Annotated in this window: 18 protein-coding genes and 1 pseudogene; 2 read left to right on the top strand and 17 right to left on the bottom strand. The window is 32.9% G+C overall.

Going from position 1 to position 18,453, the window contains the following annotated elements:
- Nucleotides 1-15 precede the first annotated feature (15 nt).
- Nucleotides 16-669 carry an oxygen-insensitive NAD(P)H nitroreductase gene (nfsB, locus tag ACJJV4_RS01725; RefSeq protein WP_405291484.1) on the bottom strand — a complete coding sequence of 218 codons (654 nt, stop codon included), beginning with the start codon at nt 667-669 and terminating at the stop codon, nt 16-18.
- Nucleotides 670-894: 225 nt separating this feature from the next.
- Here nfsB (ACJJV4_RS01725) and ACJJV4_RS01730 point away from each other — a divergent pair, with 225 nt between their 5' ends.
- Nucleotides 895-1,278: a helix-turn-helix domain-containing protein gene (locus ACJJV4_RS01730; protein WP_218736208.1), complete on the top strand. Its 384-nt coding sequence runs from the start codon at nt 895-897 to the stop codon at nt 1,276-1,278.
- Between the two features lie 53 nt (nt 1,279-1,331).
- On the opposite strand, the gene ACJJV4_RS01735 is transcribed toward ACJJV4_RS01730, so the two are convergent.
- The 12 genes and pseudogenes from ACJJV4_RS01735 to ACJJV4_RS01790 all read right to left on the bottom strand — a co-directional run bounded on the left by ACJJV4_RS01735 (nt 1,332) and on the right by ACJJV4_RS01790 (nt 11,849).
- Nucleotides 1,332-2,123 carry an SDR family NAD(P)-dependent oxidoreductase gene (locus ACJJV4_RS01735; protein ID WP_405291486.1) on the bottom strand — a complete coding sequence of 264 codons (792 nt, stop codon included), beginning with the start codon at nt 2,121-2,123 and terminating at the stop codon, nt 1,332-1,334.
- A gap of 120 nt (nt 2,124-2,243) precedes the next feature.
- The gene (locus ACJJV4_RS01740) at nt 2,244-3,206 is read right to left on the bottom strand and encodes a 2OG-Fe(II) oxygenase (protein ID WP_405291488.1); all 963 of its coding nucleotides are present in this window, start codon (nt 3,204-3,206) and stop codon (nt 2,244-2,246) included.
- 204 nt (nt 3,207-3,410) lie between these two features.
- Nucleotides 3,411-4,394 (bottom strand): zinc-dependent alcohol dehydrogenase family protein, encoded by a 984-nt coding sequence (locus ACJJV4_RS01745; RefSeq protein ID WP_405291490.1) that lies wholly within the window; start codon nt 4,392-4,394, stop codon nt 3,411-3,413.
- A 40-nt stretch (nt 4,395-4,434) separates the two neighbouring features.
- On the bottom strand, nt 4,435-5,280 hold the full coding sequence (locus tag ACJJV4_RS01750) for an enoyl-CoA hydratase/isomerase family protein (RefSeq protein WP_405291492.1): 846 nt from the start codon (nt 5,278-5,280) through the stop codon (nt 4,435-4,437).
- 132 nt (nt 5,281-5,412) lie between these two features.
- Nucleotides 5,413-5,922 (bottom strand): helix-turn-helix domain-containing protein, encoded by a 510-nt coding sequence (locus tag ACJJV4_RS01755; protein ID WP_405291494.1) that lies wholly within the window; start codon nt 5,920-5,922, stop codon nt 5,413-5,415.
- 108 nt (nt 5,923-6,030) lie between these two features.
- Nucleotides 6,031-6,282 (bottom strand): annotated as a pseudogene (locus ACJJV4_RS01760) (AraC family ligand binding domain-containing protein); the annotation flags it as partial.
- 108 nt (nt 6,283-6,390) lie between these two features.
- The gene (locus ACJJV4_RS01765) at nt 6,391-7,230 is read right to left on the bottom strand and encodes a DUF4437 domain-containing protein (RefSeq protein ID WP_405291496.1); all 840 of its coding nucleotides are present in this window, start codon (nt 7,228-7,230) and stop codon (nt 6,391-6,393) included.
- A gap of 34 nt (nt 7,231-7,264) precedes the next feature.
- Complete coding sequence (locus ACJJV4_RS01770; RefSeq protein WP_342861374.1) at nt 7,265-7,738, bottom strand: cupin domain-containing protein; 474 nt, start codon at nt 7,736-7,738, stop codon at nt 7,265-7,267.
- A 20-nt stretch (nt 7,739-7,758) separates the two neighbouring features.
- A complete protein-coding gene (locus ACJJV4_RS01775) occupies nt 7,759-8,766 on the bottom strand; it encodes a zinc-binding alcohol dehydrogenase family protein (protein WP_342861375.1) in 1,008 nt (335 codons plus the stop codon).
- A 21-nt stretch (nt 8,767-8,787) separates the two neighbouring features.
- Entirely contained in the window at nt 8,788-9,447 is a 660-nt protein-coding gene (gene nfsB / locus ACJJV4_RS01780; RefSeq protein ID WP_342861376.1) for an oxygen-insensitive NAD(P)H nitroreductase, read from the bottom strand.
- A gap of 219 nt (nt 9,448-9,666) precedes the next feature.
- Nucleotides 9,667-10,299: an alpha-ketoglutarate-dependent dioxygenase AlkB family protein gene (locus ACJJV4_RS01785; RefSeq protein ID WP_405291499.1), complete on the bottom strand. Its 633-nt coding sequence runs from the start codon at nt 10,297-10,299 to the stop codon at nt 9,667-9,669.
- Nucleotides 10,300-10,343: 44 nt separating this feature from the next.
- Nucleotides 10,344-11,849 (bottom strand): BCCT family transporter, encoded by a 1,506-nt coding sequence (locus ACJJV4_RS01790; RefSeq protein ID WP_405291501.1) that lies wholly within the window; start codon nt 11,847-11,849, stop codon nt 10,344-10,346.
- A gap of 212 nt (nt 11,850-12,061) precedes the next feature.
- Here ACJJV4_RS01790 and ACJJV4_RS01795 point away from each other — a divergent pair, with 212 nt between their 5' ends.
- Entirely contained in the window at nt 12,062-12,958 is an 897-nt protein-coding gene (locus ACJJV4_RS01795; RefSeq protein ID WP_405291503.1) for an AraC family transcriptional regulator, read from the top strand.
- Nucleotides 12,959-12,966: 8 nt separating this feature from the next.
- Here ACJJV4_RS01795 and ACJJV4_RS01800 read toward each other — a convergent pair whose 3' ends face one another.
- The 4 genes from ACJJV4_RS01800 to ACJJV4_RS01815 form a co-directional block, all read right to left on the bottom strand.
- Nucleotides 12,967-15,339: a tail fiber domain-containing protein gene (locus tag ACJJV4_RS01800; RefSeq protein WP_405291505.1), complete on the bottom strand. Its 2,373-nt coding sequence runs from the start codon at nt 15,337-15,339 to the stop codon at nt 12,967-12,969.
- Between the two features lie 449 nt (nt 15,340-15,788).
- Entirely contained in the window at nt 15,789-15,977 is a 189-nt protein-coding gene (locus ACJJV4_RS01805; protein ID WP_405291507.1) for a hypothetical protein, read from the bottom strand.
- Nucleotides 15,978-16,037: 60 nt separating this feature from the next.
- Nucleotides 16,038-16,190, bottom strand: coding sequence for a hypothetical protein (locus ACJJV4_RS01810; protein ID WP_405291509.1), 153 nt, complete (start codon nt 16,188-16,190; stop codon nt 16,038-16,040).
- 10 nt (nt 16,191-16,200) lie between these two features.
- Entirely contained in the window at nt 16,201-18,423 is a 2,223-nt protein-coding gene (locus ACJJV4_RS01815; RefSeq protein WP_405291511.1) for a nitric-oxide reductase large subunit, read from the bottom strand.
- Nucleotides 18,424-18,453: the final 30 nt, after the last annotated feature.

Consider the following 18,453-nt stretch of genomic DNA (forward strand, 5'->3'; position numbering starts at 1 on the left):
GTGGTTTAAATTTGATTATAACTGAGTAATAACTGTTTCTTCAGGAAACCTTGACTTTGGTAATTTTGCATTAAAGTCACTGACTTTTCTATAACCTAAAGACACAACTGCTAGAGTGGTGAAGCCTTTTTCGCGTAAGCTAAATTCTTCATCTAAGGCTTTTACATCTACACCTTCCATTGGGCAAGCATCAATACCTAAGGCAGCTGCACCTAATAAGAGTGCCCCCATATTTAAATACACTTGCTTTTCCATCCAGTGTGGTAAATCTTTAAGGTCATAGCGGTGAATGTTTGCAAATAGCATACGACCACCGTGCATTTGATCTTTAAACTCTTGTGCTGCAAAACGACCATCTTGGTCTTCTTGTTCAAGAATGCTGTTCATATAATCATCATCTGCATCTGTGCGAGCTGCGATAACAATTACGTGAGATGCGTCTAAGACTTTTGGTGTGTTGAATTTGAAAAATCCTTGTGTCCCTTTTGCTATTCGTTCTTTACCTTCTTGAGTATCTGCAATTAAAAAATGCCAAGGCTGTAGATTTACACTAGAAGGACTTAAACGCAGTACATCTTTTATTTGTTGAAAATCTGCATCTGATATTTTCTTAGTTGCATCAAATTCTTTTGCTGAGTAGCGGTTGTTTAATATTTCTGTTAGATTCATTTTATGATTTATTTAACTTGTTGATTATTAATACTATCAAAATTATAGTACAAATATAGATATAGAGTTGATACGTGTCAATAACGGTCAAGAAGTATAGTATACAAAATAATTCTTAATTGACTGAATATCATATATTTAAATACATGATATTTTACTATAAAAAGTATAGTTGCATACTATAGTAAAGCTTTATATCTTTGTCAGATATTTAATATTTAAGAAATGGACAGAAAAGAACTGTTTGAAAAGAAACCAAAAATTAAAATCAACGATAAAATATCTTACTGCCCAACGAGCGCTGCAATGGAATTGATTGGTGGAAAATGGAAGAGTGTTATACTAACCCATTTAATAGGCGACAAAAAACGCTACAATGAGTTACGTAAAGAAATTCCTGGTATTACTGAGCGCACGTTGAGTTTACAGTTAAAACAATTAGAAGCGGATGGTATGGTAAACAGAAAAGTGTTTACTAAAAAACCACCTTTAAAAGTAGAATATACACTTACAGAGTTTGGACAAACATTAGTTCCAATTCTAAACCTAATTGTTGATTGGGGATTACATGCGGCAGAAACAAAAGGGGAATTTTTATTTGAGGAATAGAAATAAGAAAAGGCAACCAATAGGCTACCTTTTCTATACCGAATTAAATAAACTTATATGATACTTTGGGTAATACTTAATAATTCTTCAACTTTACTATCATCATAAGCATCAGGATGTGCATTACTAAAGGCACCTTTATCATTATCAAAATACTTGCCTGACTCGTTTTTATTTGCCTCAGACATGGCTAAATCATAAAGAATATCTACACCTTTTTCTGCTGGAGACCAATGTTGTCCATAAGCTTCTTTAGCCATTTTAGTATTCAATAAAGAACCAGGATTAACAGCAATTGTGGTCATATTAGGGTGCTGTTTTGCAAAATGAAAACTCCACATGGTTAATGCCAATTTACTTTGTGCATAAGCATCGCTTGCATTAATAGAAACAGCTCCTGTAAGAATCCCTTTTTTAACTGTTGATTGTGCAGCAGAACTTAAATTGACAATTCTTGTTTCTGATCCTTTTTCTAAAATAGATACAATAGATTCCGTTAAAATATAAGGCGCTAAATAATTAACAGACATTCTAATATCTAATCCGTCTTTTGTTTTCTCCAAAGATGTTTTAAGTATTCCTGCATTGTTTATTAAAATATCTAAACTTGATACTTCATTTTTAATTTGTGCTGCTAGTTGTTTTACAGCATTTAAATCTGAAAAATCGGCAACAAATCCTTTTATATTTTCGTTGTTTGAAGCGTTTTTAATTTCGGCAATAACACTGTCTACTTTAGCTTTGCTTCTACCATGAATATATACTTCATGGCCTTCTTTAGCTAGTTTAAGAGCAGTAAGTTTTCCTATACCGTCTGTACTTCCTGTGATTAATATGGTTTTCATTTTTGTTATGTGTTTTATATGTCACTTGATGCTTGCATCCAAAATGCTTTCAAAAAGTTTTAGACTGCTCTCAAAATGACCTACTGCTTTTATTGCAATGTATTCTATTTTTTATTCTTTTTAAAACGGTGCAGCTGTATCTTTTGGACCATCAGGTAAGCTCCAACGTTGTCGCGCTGTAACGCTTTCTAATCCAACATCTTTGATTGTGTTACTACTGATATTTCCGTAGCTACTAGTGCTACCACGAGGAATTTGCATTTGATCTCCGTATAACCAAACTACCAAGTTACTACGTTGTCCGCTAGTAATTGGATGTGTAGCATGTGGCACATTACCTCTGTGCAGGATTGCTTTTCCTGGTTCAAAAATGGTTTGCACTGTATTTCCTGAAGCTTTATCATAGAAATCAACTTCTGATCCTGTAAATACTTCATCAGGTAAGTTAATATTAATATTTAAAGTAGCTGCTGAAGCATCTGTGTGTGCATGTAAATCTTTATCCTTATCTGGATTATATTGAATTGAAAAACCAAAAGTTTGGTTATCGTAACCATAAGTACCAAGCAATAAACGTGCAATTGGACGCATAAAACGATCCATCATGTCGTTATAAAAGGCTTGAAAACTTGGTGCAGCTAAATGACCTTCAGAACGCTCATCTAACATCATTCCATAACGATTTAATTGTATGCCATAAGGTGCACGCTTAGGAATTTCAGAATTAACGACAGCTTCTAAATACTTACGGAATTCTGCTAAGCGTTCTATATCAAAAAACTGTGCAACATAAACACCAGGAATAATTTCTTCCCATAAATCGGCAACAGCATTTTCTTTTTCTGGGTTTTCCCAAGCGTCATTTATTGCTTTTCGCAATTTTGGATCAAGCAGCGATTCATCAGGAATTAGTAAATTGTCTTTGTTTTCCATTTCCCATGTTGCCCATGCTTCTTCCAATAATTTTCTGTTGCTATTCCAAAAATGAGATACAGAAGGTTCACGTTTTAATGAAGCTTCGCGAGTTGGTTGTGTAAGTGCACGTGCTTGTTCTAGTGCATTTGTATTTGTTATTGTTTTCATGATTTATATATTTTAAATAATAACTACTGTTATTGTAATTGTTTTAAGCAAAATTAAGGCTAAACGATAGATGGTGTTTGGTAGTAAAAATGGTAGTTTTAGTAAAAAACAAGGTTTGCAGTATGTAAATGAAAAATGCCCCTAAAAAAGAGGCATTTTAACTACTAATCAACTTAAAAGGATTTATAAAAAATCCATTTATTTTTAATGCTCTACCACTATTTTTCCAATAGCTTTTCCGCTTGCTAAATGTGCATAAGCATCTCCAACTTGTTCTAATGAAAATTGATTTTCATCTACAATTGGGGTTAAATGTCCTTCGTTTGAAATTTCAGCTAATGTTTCCAAAATGTTTCCGTGTTTATCTCTATTAAAATTATGCAACATTGGGATTAACATAAATACTACGTGTAAGGATGCACCTTTAAAATGTAATGGCGTTAAGTCTAACTCACATAATGAAACTGTAGTAGAAATATGTCCATTTAAAGCAACTGCTTCAATAGAATTAGTAAGATTTGCACCACCAACCGTATCAAAAACCACATCAAAACCACCATTGGTATATTTTGCGGTATAATCTGCTACTTTTTCCGTTTTAAAATCGATAAAGGTTGCTCCAAATTTTTCTACAATAGCTTTTTGATTATCGCCTGTACCTGTAGCAAAAACTTCAGCACCAAAATATTTAGCCAATTGTACAGCTAAGTGTCCAACACCTCCAGAACCACCATGCACCAATACTTTTTGTCCTGCTTTAACTCCTGCTCTTGTTAAACCTTCGTAAGCGGTAATTGCTACTAGTGGTAAAGCTGCAGTTTCTCGCATGGTTAAATCTTTTGGCTTATGCGCCATTAAATTACTATCTGCAACAATATATTCGGTTAAAGTTCCTGGTAAATCTGCAAGTCCGCCAGCACAGCCATAGACTTCATCTCCAACAGCATAACCTGTTACTCCTTCTCCAACTGCTTCTACAGTTCCTGAAAAATCCATACCTAATAATGCTGGAGCAGCTGGTGATAATGGTAAATCTGATCCCATATTTTTAATCATAGTATCAATAGTATTTACGCTTGATGCTGCTATTTTTACTAATACGTGATTCGCTTTTACTTCTGGTTTTTCTATTTCAGAAACTTCGAAATTTCCGTTTTCTCCGTATTCTTTAATTAACATTGCTTTCATTTCTATATTCTTTTTTAATTTAAAATTATTGTTTTTTTTATTAATTTACTGCTTGAATATCCATTACCATTTGCTCCCAATTCTTTTGATTGTTATGATCAAATTGAGCACCATTATCATCTGCATACTGAAAACGTTTTACTGCTGGTGTTTTACTGGTTGCCTGAAATAATTGATATGCCTCTTCTTTTAAAGCTTCTTTTATTGGTAAATCTATAGATGCATATACAGCTCGCTTTGATGCTGTAATAGAATCTGCTGGAAATTTTGAAATACGCTCTGCCAAAGCCTCCACATAAAGACCAATTTCATCTGCATTTAAAGCTTTGTTTATGGTTCCGAATTTTTCAGCTTCGTCTGCATCCCAATCTCTAGCACCTAAAATAATTTCCAATGCTTTTCCTAAACCTGCTTGTCTAGCCATACGTGATGCGCCACCACCACAAGGTAAAATGCCCATACCTACTTCCATTTGCATGAATTTGGCTTTTCCTTTGGCTGCAAAACGCATATCTAAAGCCAATGCCATTTCGTGTCCACCACCACGAGCAAAACCTTCAATTTTTGCAATGGTTGCTTGTGGTACATTACTTAATCTTTCTAAAACAGCTTGTAAGTCTAATAGCTGAATTTCATTTCTTGGAACAGCTTCTGTAGATAAATCTTTTAATAAATCGGTATCATAATGACAAACCCAATATCCTGGATTAGACGATTCAAAAACGACAACTTTTACACTTCTATCGCGTTCCAATCGTAAGCAAAGACTGCTTAAATCTGCTAGCATTTCTTGTCCCTGTACGTTTACTGGTCCGAAGTTAATGTCAACGGTTAATATTGCTCCTTTTTGTGTTGCGGTAAATGTTTGAAAATTCTTGTAGTTCATGATGTTATTTTTAAATTATTGTGTGTTTATTAATTACACTGCAAATTTAAAATAGACACCAAGCTTTTATTTGGTAGAAAACAAAGTGGTATTAGTAAAAAAAGAGGTTTCTTATAAAAACTAACCTAAAAATTAGGCTAAACTCGCTTTAAAAGCACTTAAACTTGTGCCTTTATAGGCTTGAAACGTTTTGTTTAAATGACTAGAATCTGTAAAACCGAGTTCTGCAGCAATTTCAGAATATTGCAAATCGGTATACTTCAATCTAGTCTCAACAAGTTTTAATTTGTAGTTGATAATGTATTTTTTTAACGACACATCGGTATGCTTTTTAAAATATTCGCTGATGTAATTATCTGCCATATGAAATTCTTCTGCCAAACTTTTAGTGGATAATACTTCAGAATTATAAATATTAGAATGAATATAATTGATGATTTGCTGAATTTTTGAAGACTTTACTTCCTTTACCGAATCTGAAGTATTTATAAACTGGATATTTCTGGCTATTAAATGAAGGATTACCGATAATGAATTTTCAATAATAAAAATATCGAAAGACTGTTTGTTTAAATATTCGGTAGACACCATATTAATTAAGGATACTAAATGCGATCTATCTGCATCGGTTTCAAATTGCATTTCACGTAGTTCGTGACTTTCGCTATTTAGAATTTCTTCAATTTTTCGAAACCAATCGTTTACTGGAAGATTGGAGTTTTGCGAACTTGTTTTTCTAAAAAAACTCTTTAAAAACTTTATAGCTACTGTAGTTGTAGCCGATTCTGCATTAACGATATAAATATCATCTGGAATAAAAACAAAGACACTATTTGGCGTGTAATTTACCGTTTTACCATTAATTTTTATGGTTCCTGTACCTTTTTCAAAATAAAGAATTTCGAAAAAACGAATAGTAGTGTATTTACAAAACTCAAAAAATGTTTGGTCTTTGTATTGCGCAATGACGATATTTTCGATAATAGTTCTTGGTATGTAAATCTTTTTTTAAAGGTACTAAATATTTAAAATAGAAGAAGCCACAACATGGTGACTTCTTCTTGCTATTAATCAATAATTAGGGATTCAACTATATTCTTAATTTATAAGTTATTTTGATATCACTTTGTAATTCCCATTGCTTCTAATGTAAAGCACTGTTTCTTTTTCTGCTGAAATGATGGAAGTAGCATTTTCTTCTGCTCCAAAATAAGATGGTGCGTTTAATTCTTTTTTATCTTCTTTTTTAGAAAACTGGTGTGAAATTCCACCAGAAATTACAACTGCTCTAAAATTTGGACTTAAATTTTTAATTTTCCCATTGAAACCAGCTGGTAGTTTTAAAAGTGTAGCACGTAATTGATTTTTTTCGTGGCTTCCCCATAAAAAAGCAGTTTCTACATTACTTTTTTCTGAAATCCATTCAATATCCTTAGCGTTTAACCATACTAAATTGGTTTTATCTACATTAATTGGTCTTTCCCCATTATCAAAAGCTTCGTCTGTTGGTTGTACTAAATATGGACCTTCCTGTATATCTAAAAAAGCCATATTTTTTTCACCTTCTGCTGCAGTAATATGTGCTTCTCCTGCTGGTTGCTGCCAATAAGATCCAGCTGGTAGCCATTGCTTTTCGGCTTGTTCATCATCATTATGCAATAAACCTTTAATAACAACTCCACGATAGGTAATGTTGTGAATGTGTGGTGGCGAAGAAAACCCTTTATTGAATTTCACTAAAAAACCTGCAGGTTCGTTTTTGGTTCTGTCTCCCCAAAGTTTTCCTGCAGCTGGACTTTTGTCTCCTCGCAACGGATTTAACCAACCCCATTCTACATTATCTGCAGTTACTACTTCGTTTACAGACTTAATATTGTCTGTTTTTGGTGTTTGAGCGTTTGCAAAAATACCTGCGACTAGTGCTAATGCGATTAAAATATTTTTTTTCATGCCGTTTGATATTCAGTTTTAATACTGATCAATTTTATTTTTTCGTTTTCTTTAAATACTCTGGTAATTCTTTAGACAACCAATCCTGACGCACTGGAACATGCACATCTAAATCTACGGTTTCTTCTAAAGCCCAAAACTCATGTGGTACATTTTCAGGAAAAACAATAACTTCTCCTGCTCCAACTTCTACAAATGTTTCCTTTCCATCTATAATAGTTTTTATTTTAACCTTACCAGACATGATGTAAGTAATTTGTTCGTTTGGATGTTTATGCCAAGGAATATGCGCATCTTTTTCTAAATTAAAAATGGTCATTTGTCCTTTTTCACCATGAAACCATTTGCGTTTTATACCTTTGCCAATGGTTTCCGATGCCATATCATCAAAATTAAAATGTTGCACTTTTGATGTGGCTACAGAATCTATTGTTGTTACTTGTGCATCAGCTGTATTATTAATTATAGAAATAATTAAAGTTAATGCTACTGTTAGTATGTTTTTCATTTTTGTAAAATTTATTAAATCTAAAATCCTTCTAAAACAATTTTCCCTTTAGCTTTTCCTGTCTCTAAGAAAGCATGTGCTTTACGAAGATTTTCAGCATTTATGGTTCCGAAATTTTCACCTAAAGTAGTTTTAATGGTTCCGTTGTCAATTAATTCTGAAGCTTTGTTCAAGATATGGTGTTGCTCTATCATATCTTCCGTTTGAAACATAGCACGTGTGAACATTAATTCGATATGTGTAGAAACTGCTTTTCCTTTAAAAGGCATCACGTTTAACGATTTTGGATCGTCAATAAAACCGAATTTACCTTGAGGTTTAATCAGTTTTACAATTTCATCTACATGATGTTCTGTAGCATTTAAACTCACTACATATTCCGGAGCAGGAATGTTGTATTTTTCAAATTCTTCGCTCAATTTATTTCTGTGATTGATAACCGTATCTGCGCCTAATTCTTTTAACCAAGATGTGGTTTCTTCGCGAGAAGCAGTACCAATAATATTTAATTTTGTTAGCTTTTTAGCCAATTGAACCAATATAGAACCCACTCCACCAGCAGCACCAATTACCAAAATCGACTTGTTGGCATCATCCTTAGTAACTTGTAATCTATCAAACAACATTTCGTAAGCTGTAAGTGTGGTTAATGGTAAAGCAGCAGCTTCTGCATAAGATAAGCTTGAAGGTTTTTCACCCACAATACGCTCGTCTACAATTTGAAATTGTGCATAACTCCCTTGTCGCGTAAAATCTCCTGCATACCAAACTTCATCTCCAACATTAAACAAGGTAACGTCTTCACCAACTTCTTTTACAATACCTGTTGCATCCCAACCAATAACTTTCCAGTTGTCACCTTCTACTGGCATTCCTGCACGTACTTTGTAATCTGCTGGATTTACAGAAATCGCTTTAATTTCAACAAGAATATCTCTTCCAGTTGCTTTTGGCGTTTCTAATGTTATATCTTGTAAAGACTTTACATTCTCAATTGGTAAATTCTCTTTGTATCCTATTGCTTTCATCTTACTTAATCGTTTTTGAAATTATATTACTGTGAAAATTTCGCTTTCTGCTAATCTAGATTTTGGAGTTTTATCTGTTGAATTAAAATCAGAATCTGCTCTGTAACCTATAGAAACAGCAACTAAAGCTGTGAAACCTTTTTCTCTTAAACCAAATTCTTCATCTAATGCTTTTACGTCTATGCCTTCCATTGGAGTTGCATCAATACCTAAACTAGCCACACCTAATAAAAAGCTTCCTATGTTTAAGTAAACTTGTTTTTCCATCCAGTGTTGTTGGTCTTTTAAATCGTATTTATGAATCCCTGCAAACGCTTTAACAGCTCCTAGGAATCCATTTTTTATGTCTTCACTTGGGAATCTACCATTTTTATCTTCAGTATCAGCAATATGTTGGTAATACGCATCATCTGCATCAATTTTTGAACAGAATAAAACGACTGCTGAAGCATTGGTTACTTTAGGCTCATTAAAATGAAAGAAACCTTGAGTTCCTTTTGCAATTCGTGCCTTACCTTCTGCAGTTTCTGCAACTATAAAGTGCCAAGGTTGCAAGTTTACACTCGATGGGCTCATTCTTAATAAATTTTTGACTTCTGCCATATCTGCTTCAGATATTTTTTTTGTTGAGTCAAATTCTTTAGTTGTGTATCTCCAGTTTAAAATTTCTTTTAAATTCATTTGTATGTATTTTTTATGTGTTGATTAATAATTACATTGCAAATATATATACGTATTCTCCTTTTTTTAGTGTACAAAAAAAGGTAATGCAGGTACAAAAAAAGGTTTTTTAAGGGTTTTTTCTTAAAATTTTCCTAAAACAAGTAGAAAACACTGTTTTATGACACTTAAACATACATTAACTAAACGTTAAACCTTTATTAATACTATAACAATCATTTAATCAATCCATCTGAATGTTAAATTAATTCTAGGTAGAATCTGCTTTTTGGTTTTAGGAATTTTATGTTTCCAATTATCTTGTGTAGCGCCTTGCATAATTAAAAAGCTTCCGTGTGCTAACGGAATATCAAGACGCTTTAAGTCTGTGCGCGTGGCGTGTTTTAATTGAAAAGATCTTGTTTCACCAAAAGTAACAGAACCAATAACCGTATTTTTACGTTGGTCGGGCTCATAATCTTGGTGCCAATCTACACTATCTTTGCCGTCTCTATAATAATTAAGTAAACATCGCGGAAATTTGATATCTACCTCCTGCTCTATTCTTTCTTTAATAAATAGTAAATCGGCATTCCATGGAAGCATTTTACTTTCACTCTCAGCATAAGCTACTAGTTCATTTCGGTCTCCATACCAAGCCGTTAATCTAGGTAAATCTACTTGTTTTCCATAAATAATCATCTGGTCTTGCTCCCAAATGGTGTTTTTAAGTAAGCTTTCATATAAACGATTACTTTCTTGTATACTGAAAAAATTTTCGAATAAAACAACATCAGCTCCCGGTAAATCAAATTCCGTTTTTATAATTTCATTTGTAGAAAATAAGTTAGGTTGTTTAAATAAATTCATCATTATATTTTTAAAGCTTAATCAAAAAAAAAAGCAAAAACTAGCATTTATGTTTTATCAATTTCAATTTTATTCTGCTTAATATCTTTTATAAAATAACCAAGCATAACTATAATAAAAAATAAAAATGGTAGCGACGTTATAATCAATAACCGCTGTGCGGCCTCCAAAACATTTACATGAGGTTTAATATTACCTAGAAGCACTAAAGCAATGGTAGCTAATAAGATAAAAACAGACCAAATTACACGATGTATTTTACTCGGATTTCTAGCGCCTTTATCCGTAAACATGCTAAGCACAAACACCGCAGAATCTACAGAAGTAATTAAAAAACTAATGAGAAGACCTATAGATGTTATGTTTAGAAATGTAGCATAAGGATACTGCTCAAAAAACACAAAAATTGATGAAAAAACATTACTGAATTCGTTATTGTATGTACCCAATTTTTCAATTAATTGAAAGGCCGATGTTCCAAAAACAGAAAACCAAAAAAATGTTCCTAATGATGGAATAATTAAAACACCTAATAGCAATTGTCTTATGGTTCTTCCTTTAGAAATACGAGCAATAAAAATACCTGTAAAAGGTGCCCAAGCCAACCAAAATGCCCAATAATAAAAGGTCCAACCTGTTAAAAATTCTAATCCAGGATTATAAGCTCCCATAGCTAAGCTAAGAGGAACAAAATCTATTATATAATTATAGGTTGCTGTAATAAATGCAACTAAAATTTGCTTAACATCACTGCTAAAAAAAATAAATAATAAGATTGAAAACGTGACAATAATATTTAGTTTAGAAAATATTTTGATGCCTTTATTTATACCTTGCCAAGCGGAATAACAAGCTACGGCAGAAATTAACACACATAATACTAGTGTTGTTATTAACCCGAAACCTCCATTAAGTACGTGATTAATGCCTCCATTAATTTGGGTTGTTCCTAAACCAATAGCAGCAACAAGACCAAACACTGTTGTTATGATAGTGATAACATCTATACTATTTTTAAGCGTTCTACTTTTAAAATGATCTTCGATGGTCGCGCTAATTCTTACTTTCTTTTTTTTTACATGTAAAGCATAGCCAACAATTACTGCAAAAAGTCCATAAAAAGCCCAAGCCGTAAATCCCCATTGATAAAATGTAAACTCTAGCGCTAGAGTTTCTGCCGATAAATTAGAAATAAAAGGCGGATTTTGTTGCATAAAAACAGGTTCTTGCACAGCTCTTAATAAAATACCCGAACCCATTCCTGCGCTATACAACATGGACACCCACGACCATAGTGAGTATTCTGGTTTACTATTTGGTTTACCCAGTTTTATTTGGCCGTATTTAGAAAATGCGATAAGCAATAATGCTAAAACACAAGCAAAACCTATATATAAATAGAAATAACCAAAATAATTTCTCACCCATAATGAAGTGCTTTCGATTGCGTTGTAGCTTATTTCAGTAGCAAAAAACACCACTAACGTAAAAGCAAATATGATGCTTATTGAAATAGATAGAATGGTATGCTTTTTAAGGTATTCTAAAATCAATTTATAAAGGTTTGTGTAAAAATAAGAATTAGTATTTTAAATTTTAATAACTATTTTTCGATTTTCTATGGCAAATATTACAACTATAGATCACTTTAAAATGTATATTACACGGCTAATTTGGTATAAATAAAGGTTTGTATTATGCTAATACAGGTTCATATCTCAATTTTATCTAAATTTGTAATGATTTTTGATTAAACCCTAATAAAATGCAAGTAATTGAAGCTTATCAACCTTTTGAAATACAAGAAATTGAATTAACAGATTGGAAACAACGCCCCGTTAAAAACAATTTTTTTGAATTAGTATTGATTAAAGAAGGAGAAGGTATACAATGTATTAATTACAATGAGCATCAATACAACAAAGGTAGTATCTTTTTGTTACCACCTTTAAAATGCCACTCGTTTACTATAGAACAACCCACACAATTTGTTTTTTTAAAATTCACAGATTCCTTTTTTAAAACGGCGAACCGTATTACAATTGATAGAAACGAATGGTTTAAGGAGGCCGCATATATATTATCTAACTACAACCAACTACCTGGAGATATTATTAAAAATGATTTAGACAGAAAGCATTTGGAAAGTTTAATAGGTATGATTTTACTTGAATCTCGAAGCTATGAAGAATCATCTATAAATTTAGTAACAAGCTTAATGACCAGTGTTTTAGAAATACTAATACGCAACATCAAAAAAAGTAGTTATTTTGAATTGCCTAAAAATAAATCCGATGATAGAATTACGAAAATGTTGACTTATATTAATGAAAACATTGATAAAACAGAATTGCTTAAAGTCGAAAACTTAGCTGATGTTTTTATGATGTCTCCCACTTATGTTAGTGAGTTTTTTAAAAAACAAGTACATATGTCTTTGCGAGAGTATATTATTAAAGCAAAACTTAAACTTGTAGAAATACGCTTATTGAACTCTGATTTCACATTAACACAAATTGCAGACGAGCTTGGTTTTACAGATGTTAGTCATCTCTCTAAAACCTTTAAACGCTACGCTGGTACATCTATCCGAGAGTTTAAAAATAATGGTGAATACATGCTATTAAAAAGAGGTGCTTGTGCTTCTAGTATTAGAGCTTAACGACTAAATTATTTCTTACTTAATAATATTTTTTTGATTTCTTTTAAATCGTTTTCCATGGTTAACTGCCTTAACTTTAAGGCTTCATTTTCAGATTTTAAAACTTGAATTTCTTTAGTTTGTTGCTGAATAGCTTTTACCATTGGCGCCATTAAATCGTTATACCTTACACTTAACATGCCTTCGGAATCTTCTGTAATAATTCCGTTTGTTTTAGAGCTACTTGTTTTTAAAGCTTGCTTTAACTCCTGAGCTATAAAACCGTACTCTAATTTATTCCTTTTGTCGTTGTTTCTAAAATAAGATACTGGGCGTAATTTATTAATAAAGTCTAATCCTAAGTCTGAATCTTCAATAGTATTTTTCCATCGCTTATCTGATGTTACCGTCCATGCTACTTGCACGCCTGCGTATGTTATTGCTGTCCCACCAATTCTTATTTGGTTATCTGCTGCACCGTTAGGAACATTAGACAAGTATCCTATCGCAATATTATTACTTCCTGTTGTTGCATTATCTAATGCTCTGTGACCAACAGCTGTATTACCGCTTCCAGTAGTTAATACCCTTGAAGAATGATAACCTAAGCTAGTATTGTTATTCCCTGTTGTACTCAAATTTAAGGCAACATAACCCAAGGCAGTATTATAATTTCCTGAGATATTATTTGGTAATGAACTATAACCCGATGCAGTATTACCAATTCCTGTGTCATTATCGTTTAACGCTGCCCCGCCTATAGCAATATTGTAGTTTCCTGAAGTATTAGAGTTCATTGTATTAACGCCTATTGCTACATTACGAATTCCATCAATATTTCCACTCATAGCCCCTTGCCCCATAGCAACATTATAATTTCCAGATATATTATTCAGCATCGCATTTAAGCCACTCACTGTATTCCCTATTCCTGTAGTGTTGTATAGCATAGAATTTAAGCCGCTTGTGGTATTGTTTGATCCTGTTACATTATTACTAAGTGCATTTACTCCAATTACTGTATTACTAGACCCTGTTTCATTCAATCTAAGTGATCCCGTACCTATTCCCGTATTGTTATTTCCTGTACTATTAGTGTATAATGCATTTGCTCCCACAGCTGTATTAGATACTCCTGTTAGATTAGAATAAAGTGAGTTCGATCCAATAGCGGTATCGCTACTTCCTGTAGTATTACTAGTTAAAGAATTATACCCGTTGGCCGTATTATAACTTGCTGTTGTATTAGATGCCAAGGCATTTACTCCTGTTGCAGAATTATAATGCCCATTATTGGTTGAAAGCGCTAACACTCCTAAAGCCACATTACTACTTCCAGTTGTATTCGATTGAAGAGTGTTTTCTCCAAATGCGGTATTGTTGCTAGCTGTTATGTTCGATTGTAAAGCATTTGTTCCCATTGCTGTATTTCGAGTTCCTGTTGTATTCGAAAAAAGAGAATTTGATCCAACTGCAGTATTATTATTAGCAGTCTTGTTGGAATACAACGCATTAGTACCAACAGCAGTATTGTAATCACCTGTAGTATTAAAAGTTAAAGATTCTGAACCACTTGCTGTGTTATGTGTTCCTGTTGTATTATCAAATAAAGAGAAAATACCAGTTGCAGTATTATTAATTCCTGTTGTGTTTTTTGTAAGCGACTGAATACCTATTGCGGTATTATTTCCTCCTGTAGTATTTTGATTTAAAGTTAACGACCCAACTCCTGTATTACCAGAACCAGAAGTATTATTAACCAATGAACTAGATCCTATAGCTGTATTAGAACTCGCAGTATTTGCAATAAGCGTATTAAAACCTACTGCGGTATTACCACCTCCACTTAGGTTATCTCTTAAAGCGTTTTGTCCAACAGCTGTATTTTGTGCTCCAGATGTATTAGAAGACATAGCATTTACACCAAAACTAGCATTATCTGTACCTGTAGTACTAAGCGGTAAACTATTAACCCCAAATGAGACATTATTAGCATCTAATAAACCAGCCTGTACATTATTGCGTTTAAAAACTAAATCTTGATCGTCTGTAGTTCCAAGAAAATTGACGGTTTCATCAGTTCCTACATTTCCTAAAATACTCCAAGCATTATCTACTGCATTAGAAGTTGCAATTTTTAACCACTCGGTCCCACTCCAATAAAAATATCCTGGAGTAACATCTCCCGTGGTGGCTGTATTATAAATTAGTAAACTTGATACTGGTGAAGCTATTGTTGTGTTATCTGTTGATGATGATAAACTAATTCTTGGAATCAGTAAACCTCTATCTGAACTGGTAACATCCAAAATAGCCGATGGATCGGGAGTGACTGTATTTATGCCAACTTGAGAAAACGCATTTATGGCGCAAAAAAATAATAAAAGAGAGAGAGATTTCATTTTTAGCAATTTCAATTTGAGAATTGCGAATTTAATCGATTTTTTATAACCGTTTATCGATTTTAGATGAACGGTATAATTTTTAACATAATTTTAACGTTTTAATGTTTTTGAAGTCTGTTTGTCTGTTTTTTTTAAAGATATACTCCAAGTTTTTCTTTAAAAAAAGTTGCAATGTGCACAACATAATTTTTGTTAAAACAACATTGTAATCATGCAAGAAACACTCAATTTTCTAATTCAAATGAATTAGAAATACGCTAATCATGATGTAAAAATTAAAAACAGACACTAAAAAATCAAATGCAATTACAACTTTTTAACGGTCGAATTCTCATATACCAAAAGCTAAATAAATAAGAATTGGTTTAAGAGATTAAGTTTAGATTTTAAAGTACCTGCTTTTTTTTTAGGAACCTTTTTTAAATAAAATATTCTATTTCATGATTTCAAGGTTTACAATTTTTTCGTTTGTTTTTATATACATAAGTAAATTTCCCGATAGCCATACGCTGTGATGCATCTTTAGCTCGATTTGCTAAAGCGCCTTCAAATAAACTATAAATCGTTGCTAACCAAAGTTTTAACCAACGGTTAAAATGATCTTGATGCATACCATAATTTAAGTTTTTATCCACTGTTATGTGTGCTTGGCTGGGGTTTCCTTTAAAACAGGCTTCTCCAAATAACCTAGCAACCTAGAAACCGGTAAGCTTTTCAATATGTGACGGCCATTGTTCATCTGTTAAATGATGATTAAAAATAGAGCCTAACAAATCATCTTTCCTAACAACTCTATAAAATTCGGAAACCAATATATTTACGTCGGCTCTGTTTTCTATTTGCTTCATTTTAAATTAATTAATTCTTTTTTCTTTTTAAACAGTATATAGTTTCGCTTATAGTAAACCAGCAGAAATAAAATATACCTACAGAGAAAATCACATCACCTATCATACGCATCCATTTTAAAGTTTGAACGGTTGGAGAATATAATAAATCTGCACTACGAGCAAATGAATATCCTTTGGTTATGGAAGTATAAGCTTGTATAATTCCAACAGGTAACATACTAAAAACAACCATGGCAACTAAACCAATGTTTAAGAGCCAAAAGGCACGTTTTAGTTTTGTAGACTTCCAAACACGATCGGAATAAAAACGTAAGCAAATTATTATGAATCCCATACCAAGTATACCATATACTCCAAATAATGCGGTGTGAGCGTGTACTGCTGTAGTATTTAATCCTTGAATATAATACAAAGCAATTGGGGGATTTATTAAGAAACCAAACACACCTGCACCTACCATATTCCAAAAAGAAACAGCGATGAAAAAGAATATAGGCCATTTGTATTTTTGCATCCAGTCGTGTTCTTTTAAAATATTCCAATTTTCACGAATTTCAAAGCCCATTAAAGTTAATGGCACCACTTCTAAAGCACTAAATGTTGCCCCTAAAGCAATAGCTTGCACAGGTGTTCCCGAATAGTACAAGTGGTGAAGTGTTCCAATTATTCCACCTGCTAAAAATATAGTTGCCGATGCAATAGACGCTCTCCCGGCTGTTTTGGCCGAAAGAATCTTCATTCTTAAAAAAATAAAAGCAATAATTACGGTTGCAAAAACTTCAAAGAATCCTTCTACCCAAAGGTGAACTAACCACCATCTCCAATAGTTAATCACTGGTAAACTACTGTTTTCACCATACATTAATCCTGAAAAGAAAAACATACCAATAGCAATTACAGATATCAATAATATAATTAGTAAATGTTTAGAATCGTCGTTTTTCTTAATCGCAAAAACTACATGTCGACCAACCATAATTACCCATAGAACAAGGCCAATGGCTAAAAATAATTGCCAGAAACGGCCAAGGTCCATATACTCATAGCCTTGATGACCAAAGAAGAAATTGGTTGTTAAATCTAAAAATTGGTGCACACCTAACCACTCACCTATTAATGATCCTAAAACAATAACTAGTAAAGCCCCAAAAAGAAAGTTTATTCCAAATACCTGAAATTTCATTTCTTTACCACTTATCATAGGTGCTAAAAATAAACCTGTAGCTAACCATGTTGCAGCAATCCAAAATACAGCTAATTGTGTGTGCCAAGTTCTGGTAATAGAATATGGTAAAACACTAGATAAATCCATACCAAAAAACGCTTGGCCTTCTACAGTGTAATGTACTGTTAAAGCACCTAAGACAACCTGTAACGCTATTAATAATGATATGACAACAAAATATTTTAAAACTGATTTTTGAGATTTTACAAGAACAAGTGTATCTAGCGGATCTTGTTTTGGATTTACAATAGCATCTCCTTTTTCATGTTTTCTAAGATAGTAATACGTTAAAATCCCAATAAAAAGAAGTAAAAGCACTACCGAAAATCCAGACCAAATTTGAGAATCGGCAGTAATAGTATTACCAATTAATGGCTCGTGTGGCCAATTGGATGTATAAGTGTAATCTTTTTCAGGACGATTTGTACTTGCCGCCCAAGACGTCCAAAATAAGAACGCATTTAATTGTTCTAACTTTTCAGCGTCTACCAAAGCTCCTTTTGGAATAGCATATTTTTCGTGTCCTTTAGTAAAAATATCAGCATAATGTTTTGCGTTTTCTACAATAGCACTGTACCGATCTTTTGTAATTGTAATACTCTCATTTGATGAGTTATACGTATTTGTTTTTATAGTTTTAATTAAACGTGCTTTCAGTGCTGCTTTAGGCTCAACTCCTAAGCTTTCATAACTTGTATTAAAGTCTCTTTGCGACCAAGTTTCTAGTAAAAAAACAGCTTCTTTGTGTATCCAATCGGCACTCCAATCTGGCGCCACATAACTACCGTGTCCCCAAATAGAGCCCACTTCCATACCTCCAATAGACTCCCAAACGTTTTGTCCTGTTTGTATATCTTCAATAGTAAATACGGTTTCGCCGGTTTCTTGTATTATAACGGTTTTAGGAATTGGCGGTTGTTTTTGATAAACTTCTGTCCCTACCCAAATTAATGCGATAAAGGATAGTATTACGACGCTGGAAAATGCGATCCAAACTTTTTTCATTGTGATTGATTTTTATTAGTTTCAATAAAT

The organism is Algibacter sp. Ld11 (genome assembly GCF_045066735.1).
Lineage (GTDB): Bacteria > Bacteroidota > Bacteroidia > Flavobacteriales > Flavobacteriaceae > Algibacter.

Bases quoted from the DNA above. Each gene is read 5' to 3' on its own strand.
- nfsB (WP_342861376.1), bottom strand. From the start codon at position 9,447: ATGAATTTAAAAGAAATTTTAAACTGGAGATACACAACTAAAGAATTT.
- ACJJV4_RS01750 (WP_405291492.1), bottom strand. From the start codon at position 5,280: ATGAACTACAAGAATTTTCAAACATTTACCGCAACACAAAAAGGAGCA.
- ACJJV4_RS01775 (WP_342861375.1), bottom strand. From the start codon at position 8,766: ATGAAAGCAATAGGATACAAAGAGAATTTACCAATTGAGAATGTAAAG.
- ACJJV4_RS01735 (WP_405291486.1), bottom strand. From the start codon at position 2,123: ATGAAAACCATATTAATCACAGGAAGTACAGACGGTATAGGAAAACTT.
- ACJJV4_RS01770 (WP_342861374.1), bottom strand. From the start codon at position 7,738: ATGAAAAACATACTAACAGTAGCATTAACTTTAATTATTTCTATAATT.
- ACJJV4_RS01795 (WP_405291503.1), top strand. From the start codon at position 12,062: ATGCAAGTAATTGAAGCTTATCAACCTTTTGAAATACAAGAAATTGAA.
- ACJJV4_RS01740 (WP_405291488.1), bottom strand. From the start codon at position 3,206: ATGAAAACAATAACAAATACAAATGCACTAGAACAAGCACGTGCACTT.
- ACJJV4_RS01730 (WP_218736208.1), top strand. From the start codon at position 895: ATGGACAGAAAAGAACTGTTTGAAAAGAAACCAAAAATTAAAATCAAC.
- ACJJV4_RS01815 (WP_405291511.1), bottom strand. From the start codon at position 18,423: ATGAAAAAAGTTTGGATCGCATTTTCCAGCGTCGTAATACTATCCTTT.
- ACJJV4_RS01800 (WP_405291505.1), bottom strand. From the start codon at position 15,339: ATGAAATCTCTCTCTCTTTTATTATTTTTTTGCGCCATAAATGCGTTT.
- ACJJV4_RS01785 (WP_405291499.1), bottom strand. From the start codon at position 10,299: ATGATGAATTTATTTAAACAACCTAACTTATTTTCTACAAATGAAATT.
- ACJJV4_RS01765 (WP_405291496.1), bottom strand. From the start codon at position 7,230: ATGAAAAAAAATATTTTAATCGCATTAGCACTAGTCGCAGGTATTTTT.
- nfsB (WP_405291484.1), bottom strand. From the start codon at position 669: ATGAATCTAACAGAAATATTAAACAACCGCTACTCAGCAAAAGAATTT.
- ACJJV4_RS01810 (WP_405291509.1), bottom strand. From the start codon at position 16,190: ATGAAGCAAATAGAAAACAGAGCCGACGTAAATATATTGGTTTCCGAA.
- ACJJV4_RS01755 (WP_405291494.1), bottom strand. From the start codon at position 5,922: ATGCAATTTGAAACCGATGCAGATAGATCGCATTTAGTATCCTTAATT.
- ACJJV4_RS01745 (WP_405291490.1), bottom strand. From the start codon at position 4,394: ATGAAAGCAATGTTAATTAAAGAATACGGAGAAAACGGAAATTTCGAA.